Source organism: Pseudoflavonifractor sp. An85, assembly GCF_002161235.1.
Taxonomy (GTDB): Bacteria; Bacillota; Clostridia; order Oscillospirales; family Oscillospiraceae; genus Enterenecus.
On sequence record NZ_NFHE01000004.1, the window covers coordinates 1 to 13,868 of the forward strand.

General features: G+C 55.6%; 5 protein-coding genes, 1 other RNA gene and 1 pseudogene. 4 read left to right on the top strand and 3 right to left on the bottom strand.

What is annotated here, in order from left to right:
• The 3 genes and pseudogenes from B5G37_RS15155 to B5G37_RS03080 form a co-directional block, all read left to right on the top strand.
• A pseudogene (locus tag B5G37_RS15155) lies at positions 1-504 on the top strand (hypothetical protein); the annotation flags it as partial.
• Between the two features lie 13 nt (positions 505-517).
• Entirely contained in the window at positions 518-2,002 is a 1,485-nt protein-coding gene (locus B5G37_RS03075) for a hypothetical protein (RefSeq protein WP_087253732.1), read from the top strand.
• Between the two features lie 246 nt (positions 2,003-2,248).
• Positions 2,249-10,606: a hypothetical protein gene (locus tag B5G37_RS03080; protein ID WP_143482863.1), complete on the top strand. Its 8,358-nt coding sequence runs from the start codon at positions 2,249-2,251 to the stop codon at positions 10,604-10,606.
• 332 nt (positions 10,607-10,938) lie between these two features.
• Here B5G37_RS03080 and ssrA read toward each other — a convergent pair.
• The 3 genes from ssrA to smpB form a co-directional block, all read right to left on the bottom strand.
• Positions 10,939-11,284: a transfer-messenger RNA gene (gene ssrA / locus B5G37_RS03085) on the bottom strand.
• A 41-nt stretch (positions 11,285-11,325) separates the two neighbouring features.
• Complete coding sequence (locus B5G37_RS03090) at positions 11,326-11,847, bottom strand: peptidylprolyl isomerase (protein ID WP_087253738.1); 522 nt, start codon at positions 11,845-11,847, stop codon at positions 11,326-11,328.
• Between the two features lie 230 nt (positions 11,848-12,077).
• Positions 12,078-12,539, bottom strand: coding sequence for an SsrA-binding protein SmpB (gene smpB, locus B5G37_RS03095; protein ID WP_087253740.1), 462 nt, complete (start codon positions 12,537-12,539; stop codon positions 12,078-12,080).
• 203 nt (positions 12,540-12,742) lie between these two features.
• Here smpB and B5G37_RS03100 point away from each other — a divergent pair, with 203 nt between their 5' ends.
• Positions 12,743-13,738 carry a LacI family DNA-binding transcriptional regulator gene (locus B5G37_RS03100; RefSeq protein ID WP_087253744.1) on the top strand — a complete coding sequence of 332 codons (996 nt, stop codon included), beginning with the start codon at positions 12,743-12,745 and terminating at the stop codon, positions 13,736-13,738.
• Positions 13,739-13,868: the final 130 nt, after the last annotated feature.

Below are 13,868 nucleotides of genomic sequence, written 5' to 3' on the forward strand. Positions count from 1 at the left end.
GTGGGAGGCTGGAGCCTGCTGGTGTACGACACTCGCACGAAGCTGTGGTACCGGGAGGACAACACCCAGGCCACCCACTTTGCCTTCTCAGGCGGAAATCTGCACCTGCTCAACCAGGCGGGGGAAATCTGGCTGGTGGGAGACGTGACCGACCCGCCGGAGGAGGCTCAGCAGGAGGGGCCGGTGGCGTGGGTGGCGGAGTTTGCCGACTTCACCGACGGCAGCCCGGACAAAAAGGGCATTGCCCGCCTCCACATCCGCCTGGAGGTGGAAGAGGGAGGCCAGGTGCAGGCCTGGGTGCAGGTGGATAGCGACGGCACATGGCGGCCCTTAGGCCAGCCCATAGGGCCCACCCCCAAGCGCAGCTTCCAGCTGCCCATGGTGATTCGGCGGGGGGACCATTACCGGCTGAAACTCACCGGCACGGGGGGCTGCAAGATTTACAGCATCACCCGGGAACGTTACAGCGGCTCAGCCTACAACGCCACCCCGGGTCGAACCTAAAGGAGGGAACACCATGGCGTATACTTACAACGACTTTTTGAAAAAGGCCACGGACAACGGCACCTTGTCCAGCTTCACCCCCGAGGAGCTGAGCTTAGCCAAGGCGTATCCGGAGTATGGCATTTCAGCGGCCAGTCTGAAGCAGGACCAGAACAACGCCACCACCAGCGCCCAGAGGGCGTTGGCCAACGAGGCCGCGGCGCAGCTGGCGGCCAGCTACAAGGCCACCAGCTATAACGGATTTACCGGCAGCAAGCAGGACGAGATCGACAAGATTCTGGGGGAGATCGGCAGCTTCCCCGACTTCTCTTGGGATCAGGAGGCTCCCACTTACGACAACAAGTACGAAGAGGAGCAGGACTCCATTCTGGACCAGATCGGGAAATACCCCGATTTCTCCTGGGACCAGGAGGCCCCCACCTACACCAACCCCTACGAGCAGCTGCAGCAGGAGTTGCTGGGCAAAGTGCTCAATCGGGAGGACTTCACCTGGAGCAAGGACACCGACCCGGTGTTTGGGGAGTATCAGAAGCAGTACCTCCGGGAGGGAGAGCGGGCCACCGCAAACGCTCTGGCCCAGGCCGCGGCGGCCTCCGGAGGCCAGACCTCCAGCTATGCCGCCACGGCGGCGTCCCAGGCGGGGAACTACTACGCCGCCCAGCTCAGTGATAAGATCCCCGAGCTGTACAACCAGGCCTACCAGCGATACCTCAGCGAATACGAGATGATGGCCAACGACCTGGGGCTGGTCAACTCCCAGCAGCAGCTGGACTACCAGGAGTATCTGGACCAGTTGGGCCAGTACAACCAGGATAAGGAGTTCGCCTACCAGCAGTACCTGGACGATTACAACAAGCTGCTCAGCTATCTGGACGCCGTCAACGGCCAGGAGCAAATGGATTATCAGGAGTACCTGGACAAGCTGGGCCAGTACAACGGGGACAAGGAATTTGCCTACCAGCAGTATCTGGACAACTACAACAAGCTGCAAAGCTACCTCGGCAACCTCCAGGATGTCAACAACGACGAGTACCAGAAGTATCTGGACGAGCAGGAGCAGAAGCGCTACGAGCAGGAGCAGCAGCAGGCCCTGCAAAAGCAGAAGCAGGAGATGGCACAGGCCCAGGTGGATGCTATCTTGCAGGCAGGCGGAACGCCGTCCTCTGCCCTGGTGTCGCAGTCTGGATACTCCCAGGAGTATATCAACTCCATGGTCAACTATTACCGCCAGCAGGCGGCGAAGGCTGCGGCGTCGTACCGCTCGTATAGTTCCGGCGGGTCGTCGAGCTCCAAGAGTTCCAGCAGCTCCAGTAGTTCGAGCAAAAATAACCACGGGATTGTATATGTGCCTAAGTATGGCGAAATTAGCTATGACGACGTGGAGATTCTGCAAAAGAAAGGCCTTGTACGGGTAGATGGGGTGGATTCAAAGGGAAACCTGAAAGTGACGCCGCTGAAAAACAACAATTATAGTGGATTCACTCAGTTGACCAGATAAGGAGGAATGCACATGCCATTCATCGGAAACGGTAATACGACAGCAAAGGAGCGCCTATTTGCTCAGGCTAAGATTGCACAAAAAAGGAAGGACGAGGAGGAAAGAAGAAAACAGGAGCAGAATGCACAGGTTAAGCAAACAAGCGTATCGAGCCAGACGGGATTAACACTCCCGTCTGGCCTAAGCCTGGGAGGGTCTGCGCCAATTCCGGCCAGTGCTGGAGTAAGTGCCCGGGGACTGGCAGGCATGCAGCTGGACCCGGCAGACTTTGCTAAGCTGGGTGGAGAAGCACTGACCTCCGGGACTGTACAGAGTGCAGCAAACAAGCTGGGAAGCTATAAGAAAACCACACAGCAGAATACAGCTGGCCCGGTCAAAGTGGACTGGATGGGGGTCACAGCGGAGCGAAACAGCCGCGTGAAGATGCTGGAGCAGACTTTGCGTGAGCTGGAGGAGAGGCGAAAAGAGGAAGAAAAAAAGGCGGCAACAACCCAGGAACAGCAAAAGGCGTTTTGGGACGCTCGGGCAAAGAGTACCGGGTACAGTGTGGATATTCCGGACATGAGGACTCAGGCCCAGAAGACGGCGGCCAAGACGGCCAGTGAGCTGAAGAACCAAGAACGAGAGATGAGCCAGTACGTCAAGTGGCTGGAGGCGGCAAACACACGGGATATTGCAGAGAATAGCTGGATGCCCCAAGATGCCCAGAGGGGATATGCCTCAGACATTGATCTGGGCAGCCTGAATGCGGAGAACCAAAAGGCCCGAGAGCTGGCCAGAGCGATCCAAGTTGATGAAATGGGTGGTGCTGCTGGTATCTCTGCCAATGCGAAGATGGCGCAGGCACTCACAGACCGGCAAAAGGATACGTTTATGGCTTTTGTTGGCCGGGGAGACTGGGACGGTGCCACCAGGTACATGGACACCATATCTGATTCGGTCAATCAACAAGTGGCCAAGAACACCTATGAATCCATGCCAACGGCGGGGAAAGCACTGTACTGGATCCCCAGCGGCTTGGACCAGTTTGCAAGTGGTATGGCTCAGCTGGGGCAGAGTGAAGCAAATACCCCAAGCGTGACCAGCCGCGTGAGCCAAATGGTGCGGGAAGATGCCGAGGAGATCAGCCCCGCCCTGGGCTTTGCATACGACATGGGGACAAGCATTTCCAACATGGCCCCGTCCATCTTACTGTCTATGGTAGCAGGCCCCGCCCTGGGAGCTGCAGGAATGAGCGCAGGGGCAGCTGGAACCGTGGCCAGTGGTGTTGGCTCTGCCGCCCTGGGCGCCTCTGCCGGAGGAAACGCATACGCGGAGAAAAAGCGCCAGGGATACGGAGACGATGAAGCCGCAGCATACGCCACTCTGGTGGGCGCTTCTGAGGCGGGCTTGCAGTATGTTTTGGGTGGTATATCCAAGCTAGGGGCTACACCGGCCTCCAAGGTGGCTGCCCAGGTGGCCAAGATCGACAATGCCTTTGGACAAGCGGCGTTGCACCTGGGAGCCAATATGCTCAGTGAGGGCGTGGAGGAAGGCTTGCAGTCTGTCCTGGAACCCGCCTTTGCCACTCTGATCCTGGATGAAAAATACCAGGTCAGCCCCCAGGAGGTTGTGACCAGCTTTATCATGGGTGCATTGACCGCCGGTATTCTGGAGGGGCCGGGGGCTGTCCGAGCCGGGAAAGCTGGCAAAACTGTTTCCCAGAACGGCGGATTTGACGCCACTATAGACGGCTACCTGGGAGCGGATGGTGTGGACTACTTCCGGGGCGTGAAAAACCTAGAAGGAACCGAGACGGTATATGAGATCCTGAAGAACTACTATTCCACTGTCCAGGATGGTGCGGGCGCCACACAGCAGGACATCACCCGTCAGTATACCATGTGTAAGGCTTGGTACGAGGGACAGGAGCAGGCCAGAAGAGCCACAGGGACCCAGCAGAATACCGCACAGACGGCCCAGGAGGCCCAGGAACAACCAACAACCGTCCAGGGCACCCAGGGACAAGGATGGAGCACACAGGCCCAGCAGGAGGCCACACAGCCCCAACGAGAGATTGAGGGGCTGAGATTGGGTGCTATGTGGGAGGACACCCAGCAGGAGGCTCAGAGCCAGGAAGGACAATTCCAGCGGGTACAGCCCGCACAGGCGTCCGAGCCGGAGGGCTTGACGATGGGGGCCATGCAGGCGGATAATAACCCCAGCAATACCCAAAATCTGAATGAAGGAGCGGGAATCCATGAGCGAACAGAAAATGCAGCCACAACAGCAGGAGCAGCAACAGACCCAGCAGGAGCAGGTGCTTTTGGTGGAGGACAAGGACGGGTTTACGGTGAGGGTACCGGCCAGCAAGCTGGAATCCTGGAAAGCCGCCCAGGAGCAGCCGCCCAGACCTCTGAACAAAGCCGAGCAGCAAGTGAGAGACTTGCTCGTGCAGCGAATCTTCGGGGACAAGAAGTAAGCAGCACGCAGCTGGGCATTTCCCGAGGCACAGACACCGCCAATGTACTGGTGATGCCTCAGGAGATGTGGGACGCCGAGATGACGCAGGTGGCCCAGGAGGTGCAGCAAAAGACCGGGGCCACCGTGACCTATGTCATGGGCGGAATGGAAGTGACCCACACGGATGGCAGCGTGGGAAAAGTGCGTGGGGTGCAGATGCCGGGGCAGATCATCGTCCAGGCGGATCACTCCAGGCTGTCCGTGTCGCAGATCGCAAACCATGAGGCGTTCCACGAGCTGGCCAGCCGAGACTCTGAGATGGTGCGTACAGCCGAGGAGCGGATCAAGGCCCGGTATGACGCCGACGAGTACAACGCGGTGGTGGCAACGTACATCCAGAAGCTGCAGGGCGTCATCGACATTCCGGTCAATGGAACACAAGAGCAGATTTTGGACGCATACTATAAAATCCTGGAGGAGATTTATGCTGATGCGTACGCCGGGATCAACGCCTTTGGGGTGCAGGCCAGCCAGTACCAGGAGACCGTCCAAGAGGTAGCACAGGAGCGGGAGATCGCGGCACCCAGCCGGGAGAACGCCCGGGCCACAGAACGAACAACCGGGCCGACCTCAGAGGACGAGGTGGCCCGGGAGACGCAACGGTCCAGGGATATTGAAGAAACCAGGAGAAGCCTCCGGGAAGCGTATGCAAACGGCTCCATCAGCGAGGAAGCATTTGACCAGGCTATGGACATTATCCTAGAGCAGGAGAGCTTAGACGATGTATCTATGCTGGAGATCCGAGGTCAGGAGGATGGCCGGGAGCGGTACTCTGTGAACGAAGAGTTCCAGGATGATATTGAAGACTGGAACCGACGCGGAAGACCAGACGATGAAGTGTTCATCATCGGTTCAACATCGGATGTATTGCAGGGGCTTGGAGCCATTGAGAATGACATCTACCTCAGAGCAGACAAGGTGAATAAAATTCTCTCAAAACACCGTGAGATTACGCTTCCAGAAATAAAAAGTATTCCGCAACTGATAGATGATCCAGTGTTTATTCTGAAAAGTGCTGGAAGAGAACGAGGGAACAGGCCGAACACCAGAATGGTACTATATGGGAGCGTTCTGGCACGCAACAGAAAGCCTATGTTGGCGGTTTTGGATTTGCAGCCAGTAGAGGGGAAATTGGTCATTAATGACATGCAGAAAGTCAACAGCGTATACACCAAGGACAACCCAATGTATATGCTGACCAACAGTGACGTTCTGTATGCAGACAAAAAAAGAACCATCCCGCTTCTTCGATCAATGGGCTTACACATAGGACCCAAAGATCTTCTGCAGAATGGTTCTATAGGTAGAATAACATATGGCTATAAATCCGTCAAGTTGGATGGAGTTCCGTTTCGGGAAGTGGTTGATCTTTCAGGAAGACTTACCGAAGAAATCCTGACCGAGACGGAAGTGGGCGACGACGGAAACATCTACCTTCCAGGTGGGCCTGTACCAGAGGCGGTGAAGCGGCAGCGGGCCAAGGACGAAGCCAGAAGCCAGGAGACGAAGCGGCAAGAGAAGTTCTCGGTGGAGGATGAAGAAATTCTGACCGAAACGGAAGTGGGAGATGACGGAAACATCTACCTACCAGGTGGGACGGTGCCGGAGGCCGTGAAGCGCCGCCGAGCAGTGGAACAGGGTACCAACACCACGGGACAAAGCTCCAGTGCGGCGGAACAGAGGGCCACAACAGCAACAGATAACACCGAGACGCAAGCGCCCAAAAAGAAGAAATCGAAGAGTAAGAAAGCCTTGAAGGACACCAAGGCTGTGGCACAGAGCAAGGCTATTATTGCCAAGAATGATTTGAACAAGACCATGATGAGCTTGTTCTCCATTCCGGACGGGAAAAAGCAGATGGCGAGCCAAATTATTGAACGCTATGCGGATAAGATGATCCGAGATGGAGAGCTGACCTATGAAGATCGAAATGCCCTCTTCAATCGGCTGTATGAGGAGGGCGTGGTGACCGTCGAGGCAGAAGACCTCTACCAAGAAGGCCGTAGGGCGGTAGCGCGGGGACGTGTCTATGTAAATGAGAAGGTCAAGGGAGAGTTTTCGGACGACTGGAATAGCTTTTACAAGCGCGCGTTTGAAGCCGGGGTATACCTCACCAACAACCCAAGCGACGCCACGCCGGACAGCTGGAATGTGGAGCTGTCGCAGAGCTTTCCAGGTTTGTTTGACCCGGGCGAGCTGAGCGAGAGAACCATTCTGGAACGGATTGTGGAGGTAGCCGAAGAAGGAAAAGCGGAGAAGATGACCCTGGCCGAGTATACAGCATCCATGGTGGGGCAGGAGTTCCAATCGCTGGATGATGCCATGGAGGGAATCGAACGGCAGATGGATTGGGCGTTGCGCACATTTGCAGAAAAGGCCAATCTGGAACTGTACCTCCGAGACCGAACGGGGAGAAAAATCCAGCAGGAGCGGGAGGCCAGTGCAGAGGCCAGACGCGCCCAGGAAATCCGAAACCAAGATGCAAGGGCCAAGGAGCGGGAGGCCAGAAGAAAGATCGTAGAGAGACAGCGAGAGCGGCGGGAATTGTCCGAACTCCAGCAAAAGACATTGAAACAGTTGCAGTGGCTGAGCAAGAATCGGTACCGTGCGCCCAATGAGCTGAAGAAGCAATTTGACGAGGTGCTGGGAGACATCGACATTTTGGCTGTAAACGCTGCCAATGAAATGAATTGGAGTAAAAAGCACCAGGCCACCTGGAAGGATTTGCGGCAGATGTATCTAACGGCCCAGAAGCAGGACCCGAACTTCTTGCCGAGCCCAGAGCTTGAAAGGATTGTCAGCCGATTGGACAAGGACAAGATCGGGGATATGGATGTTGATGCCCTGGGGGACCTGTACAGAGCAGCGATCGGACTGCGCACCGAGTTCTATAATCGAAATAATGTGCTGGGCTCCCAGAAAGGAGAATTGTTCAGCGAAGTATACCGTGATGCAGTCGATGAGATTACCAGCGCTCCGAAAAAACTTCCAGGGGAGCGTGGAGCAGTGGGCGAGGTAGCAGACACTATCTTCAACACAGAACTGCTGACACCATCCAACGTCCTGCAAAGAATGGCAGGGTGGGCCCCAGAAGGGGCTTGGCACGAAATGGCCATGCAGCTGGAACGCGGTGAGCGGGATGTGCGAAGCTACTACGTCAAGGCAAACAAGATGCTGGAAAACTTCCTGAAGGAAAACGAGGCGTGGGTGAAAACTGCGGACGGACAGGGAAAGAATGGCGTATGGCACGAGCTGGAGGTACCACAGCTGCTGGAGCTGAATATGGGGGACAAGCCTATTTTTGGCGACACAGTAAAGGTGTACATGACGCCGGCTCAAAAGGTGCATCTGTATCTGGAAAGTAAAAACACCGAAAATTTGCGCCACATTGCGATGGGTGGCCGGACATTTGCCAATAAGGAAATTTATTCAAAGGGGAAAAGAAAGGAAGCGTTTGCGGCAGGGAAAACCATTAGGCTGGCGCCGGAGAGCGTTAAAAAGATCGTGTCCGATCTGACAGAGCAGGAGATGGCTCTGGCAAATATCCTGGAGAAGTACTATAACAACTTTGCCAGGGAGGAAATGAACCGGGTATCAAATATCCTAATCGGATATGATAAGGCTGTAAGCAAGGACTATGCCCCGATTTACACCAACGAGAATTATTCCAAGTCTGAGATCGGCGTGTATGAAACAAAGGCGGAGACGGTCAGCAGAAGCAAGAGCAGACAGGAATATGCCTCCAATGCGACGTACAACATGTCGGCGTTTGAAGCATTTGAGCGCCATGTGGATGATATCAGCAGGTATGTGGGAATGGCTATCCCGGCTCGAAATTGGCAGACACTCATGAACTGGCAGGTGAAAGACGGGAGCATGAAGGACAGCATCACCCACCAATGGGGACAGGAGGGAGTGGATTACATCAATGAGTTGCTGACAGATCTTCAAACCTCCAGACGACCGGACAGCTCCAAGGTGGGGAAATGGGGAGACGCACTGGTGAGTAAATATATCTCATCCATCTTTGGCCTGAATCCATCCATTGTCCTAAAACAGCTGGGGTCAATTCCTCTGGCAATGCCGTATTTGGGTGCATCCAACATGCCGGGCCTGGTTAAGGTGGCAAAGATTGACCGTGCGCTCATCAGTAAGTACACCCAAGACCTGGACTATCGGCTCATGGGCTACTCCATGCCAGAGACGAAAATCCTGAAGGAGAACCCTGGGAAACTACAAACCAACAAGGTGTTAAACTTCACCATTGGAGGAGGAGCAATCACTGCCACGGACGGGTGGGCCGCCAGTGTCTTGTGGCCATGGGCAGAAAACAAGGTGCGCAAGGAACAGCCTGACCTGCTGGTGGGCTCCCAGGAGATGATTGACAGCGGCCAAAGTCCGTTCTACCAGGCGGTAGCGCAGGAGTTCGAGAGGGCGGTGAGCCGGTCTCAGAGTACCACGGCAACAATGTTCACCTCCAGGTTGAGAAAGAGCAGAAATGTTTTGGCCAGAACGTTGACCCTTTTTAAGACGGATGCGGCCCAGGGGTACAATACGCTCCGACAAATGGTGGGTGAAGCGCAGTATTACGCCCGTAAGGGAGACAAGAAAATGGCCAATCGTCTGAAGCTGCGCTTTGGGCAGGGGGTTGTCGGCCTGCTGGCTGGCTATCTCGGGTCGGAGGGAATCAACCTTCTCATGGAACTGTGGAAGCGCCAGGGCGACAAGTACAAGGATGAGGAGGGAGAACTGCAAGCGGAAAGCATGGCCCAGGACCTTGTTTTGGGTGTAGTGACCAGTATGTTCGGGCTGGTACCGCTGGCCGGAGAACTGGCGGAGCTTGTGGCCTCAAAAATGACGGGTGACAAATGGTACGGCATGGAGGTCATGGGCGTGGAGCAGATCAATGAACTGGCGGAGTATTTTACAGGAGCTGCTGGGGGGATTGCTGAAACTATGGAGGGGGCAGTAGATGTTTTGTCCAAGGGGGGAGATTTGCCCAAGTATCTCTCGGACAGTAGCGAGAAAATCATGAGCTGGATCAGAGATGCAGCGAAGATGGCAGGGCAGGTATTCGGCCTACCGGTGTCCAATTTTGAGACATATTTCTTGGGAGCTATGAAGTGGATCCGCCCAGAACTGGCCACAGCATATGAGGACATGCTGGGAAGCGGAACGAAAAGCAACCTGAGCGGCCTGAGAGGTGAGGCACTGGAGGCCAGAACCCAGTACATCCTGGAGCGCCGCGCCGGTGAGGTGAGCATGGAAACCGTGGAACAGTTGGCCCAGCTGTACGAAGCTGGTATGGCCGATGCCATTCCAGCAGAGCCGACATACAAGATAAAGACTTCTGATGGAGAACGAGAGATGACGGCGGCAGAACGGCAGCTGTATGATGCGGCCTGGGGCGAAGTAGGAAAGAGCTTAGAGGAGTTGGTGCAGTCTCAGGAGTTCCAGAATTTTGACCGAGCGAAAAAAACCAGCGCGCTGAAGACCCTGTATGATTACGCAAAGGCAAAGGCTGATGCCGCCGTAAACCCAGAGCACGAGGTGGAGAAGTCAGAAGCCGCCATTGACACTTTCCTGAAGGAAGGTGGAACCATTGAGGAATGGGCCACGCTGAAGGCCGGAACAAAGGATTTGCAATCTGGAGATAAGTACAGGGCCATTGCAGAATCGGACATGACCGAGGATGCAAAAATTGCCGCGATCGGGGCCGAGATGGGAACTGAGATGAAAACAGTCAATGGAAACCCCAGCCAGTACGCAAAAATGCTTAAGGTGCTGGAATACGGCACGGATCTGGATGAATACCTTGACCTCCGAGAGGAAGGAGAGGTAGATGCATTCCTGGCCCAAGTCGAAGCTGGGGTAAACATTGATGCCGACACATTCCTGAGGGCAGTAAAGGCCATTGAGGCCGTGGACGACAACGGAAGCATCACCCAAGCGGAGGCGGAAGAAGGGCTGCGAAACATCAGCGGCTTGACCGACGAGGAGCGGGCGGAGTTGTGGCAGCTCCAGGATAAGCGGTGGAAGCCAGAGAAAAACCCGTTTGATGTGGATGCAGGGAGAAGAATACTGAGTATGATTCAGGGATAAAGAAGAAGGCCGAGGGCATTAAGCCCTCGGCCTTCTTCTGTGTAAACAAGGGAACCCCGTTGCGGGGGTGGCAACGGGGTTCCCTTTAGGTGAAACAGATGCGAGTGAAGAAAATGGGGTGACAATAACAAGATAGCATTTGGGGAAGGTGAGGTCAACAGATGGAGGGGAAATGTGTGGTTTGGCGTTTGTAATTTCGTTTGTAATTTTTGCGTATGACGGGTGATAAAAAAGGATGTGGGACGGAAGAAAAAGACGCGAAAGAAAACCGGAAAACCGTTGGGAGAGTAAGAAAAATCCCTCAACCTGTTGCGACGCAACGGCTGAGGGATTGGTGGAGGCGAGGGGAGTTGAACCCCTGTCCGAAAACCATTCCACAGGACTTTCTCCGGGTGCAGACGGTTATTTACATTCCCTTCCTGTACCGTGAATCGTCACACCGCACAGGTTGGTAGAGTCATGATGCGTGGCACGGTCAACTCTTTCCGTACGCACGGGCACCACTAATTTGACGCCCCGGCCGGCTCGTGGTCCTTCCGGCAGGGACGGCCGCATTAAGCAGCGGCGAGAACGACGTTATCGTTGTTCTTTAATTTATAAGTTGCCCATTTTAAGGCGGCTGGGCGCCGCCACCCGCTTATCCTGCTTCCTAGTCCCCGTCGAAACCAGTACGCCCCCGTAGAGCCTCCCGGTTGTGCCGGGAGGCGTGGGTGTTTGAATTAGATGGTCTCAGGCTCGGGATACTCCACGCCGAAGGTCTCCACAGTGACGGTCTTCATGCGCTGATCCTGGAGAGGCTTGTCGTTGTAGTCCCGCTTGGTGGACACGATGCCGTCGGCCACTTCCATGCCCTCGATGACCTTACCGAAGGCGGCGTAAGCGCCATCCAGGTGGGGAGCCTTCTCCACCATGATGAAGAACTGGCTACCGGCAGAGTCAGGCCGCATGGAGCGGGCCATGGACAGCACGCCACGGTCGTGGGCCAGGTCGTTCTTGAAGCGGTTCTGAGCGAACTCGCCCTTGATGGAGTAGCCGGGGCCACCCATGCCGATGCCCTGGGGGTCGCCGCCCTGGATCATGAAGCCGGGGATGACACGGTGGAAGATCAGACCGTTGTAGAAGCCCTTCTTCACCAGGGAAATGAAGTTGTTGACGGTGTTGGGAGCCACCTCGGGATACAGCTCGGCCTTCATGATGCCGCCGTTTTCCATTTCGAAGGTGACGATGGGATTTTGAGCCATGGGAATTTCCCCTTTCCGCATATTGCGTATTTTTTATATTTTGTGCATCTGTTGAGTTGCTGCCCTAGGGTCTGGCCTTATAGGCAGAGAATATCGAATGGACGAGAGATTTTCCTGTCAGACAAGGCGCTTTTCTGAAGCCATACTTTGTGTATGGCAAGGGAAAGCAACGCAGTCTGGCGGGAAAAGATCCGGTCAGGCGATGTTTGATTGCTTATAATGACAGATCCTCAATATCTACCGCGGGAGAGTCGGTCCATCTCCCGCTTGGCGTCCCGCTTGGCGGCCGCCTCGCGCTTGTCGTACAGCTTTTTGCCCCGGGCCACCGCCAGCTCCACCTTTACCCGGGGACCGGAGAGGTAGAGAGAGAGGGGGACCAGAGAATAGCCGTCCTGCTGGACCTTGGCCTGGAGCTTGAGAATCTCCCGCTTGTGCAACAGCAGCTTGCGGGTGCGCCGGGGGTCCTTATTGAAGATGTTACCCTGCTCGTAGGGGGAGACATGCATGCCGTGGAGGAACATTTCTCCGTCCTTGACGATGCAGAAGGAGTCCTTCAGGTTTACATTTCCCTTGCGGATGGATTTGACCTCCGTTCCGCACAGTTCGATGCCGGCTTCGTATTTCTCTTCAATAAAGTAGTCGTGAAAGGCCTTACGGTTTGAGGCCAGCTGCTTCACCGATTGCTTTGCCACCTGGGACACCTCCGTTCTGAGCAGGGTAATAGTATATCACGGATTCCCACGGCATGCAAGGGGGAAATGGCTCGAAAATGGATAAAATCCGGTCTGGCTCGTGAAATATGCCGGATTAGTTGACAAAATTATAAAAATTTGTTTAATATAGAAAAGTGAAAGCGGATCCATGTGACCTGGCGAAAACAGAAAGGGGAACTGGTATGAATATCACAGAGTTTGCGGCGTTGGCTGGTGTGTCTAAGACTGCGGTGAGCCGCTACTTTAACAATGGATATCTCAGCCCGGAAAAGCGGGCCATCATCGAGGAGGCAGTGCGCCGCACCGGGTATTCGCCCAGCGAGACCGCCCGGGGATTGCGCACTCGCCGCACCCATCAGATCGGTGTGGTATTGCCCCGGCTCAGCGGCGAGAGTACCGCCCGGGTGGTGGACGGCATCAGTCTGGTGCTGGGAGACAAAGGCTATCGGATGTTGCTGGCCAACACCGCCAACCGGCCCGAGCGTGAGGTGGAGTATCTGGACACCCTGCGCCAGAGCGGGGTGGATGGGGTTATTTTTATGGCCAGTATCTTCACCCCTGAGCACCGGGCGGTGCTGAAAAGCATGCACATGCCGGTGGTGATCGTGGCCCAGCAGTATGAAGGGTACAGCTGTGTGTACCACGACGACTTAGGGGCCGCCCGGGACTTGACCCAGCTGCTCATCCAGCGGGGCACTCACCCGGCCTATATTGGTGTCACCGCCCAAGACCAGGCTGCCGGTCTGTCCCGTCGAGAGGGATACGTGCAGGCCATGCGTCAGGCGGGGCTGATGGTGCGCACGGAGGACATGGGCGTCACAGGCTTCCGTATGGAGGACGGCTATGAGATGGCCAAAAAGCTGCTGCAAACCCGCCACCCCGATGGCATCTTCTGTGCCACCGACAGTTTGGCCATTGGAGCCATGAAGGCCTGTCGGGAGCTGGGCGTTCAGGTGGGGAAAGATGTTCTCATTGCCGGCGTGGGGGATACCACCATGGGACAGGTGTGCGCTACCCCCCTTACCACTGCCCACCTGCACTACCAGACCAGCGGCCAGGAGGCGGCCCAGCTGCTCATGCGGTTGCTGCGCAGCCCTGGCGGCGGCGTGCGCAGCGTATGCCTGGGATACGAAATCATCGAACGGGCTTCCACCAATGGTTTGTGTGAAACCCTGTGAAACAAACAAGATATGAAAAGGATGTTTTGCCTGTAGACCAATAGATTTCCCGGTATATCCATGATAAAATAAACCCAACAAGATGAAAACGATTCCATATCGGTTTCATTGGAAACATGAAAAAGGAGAG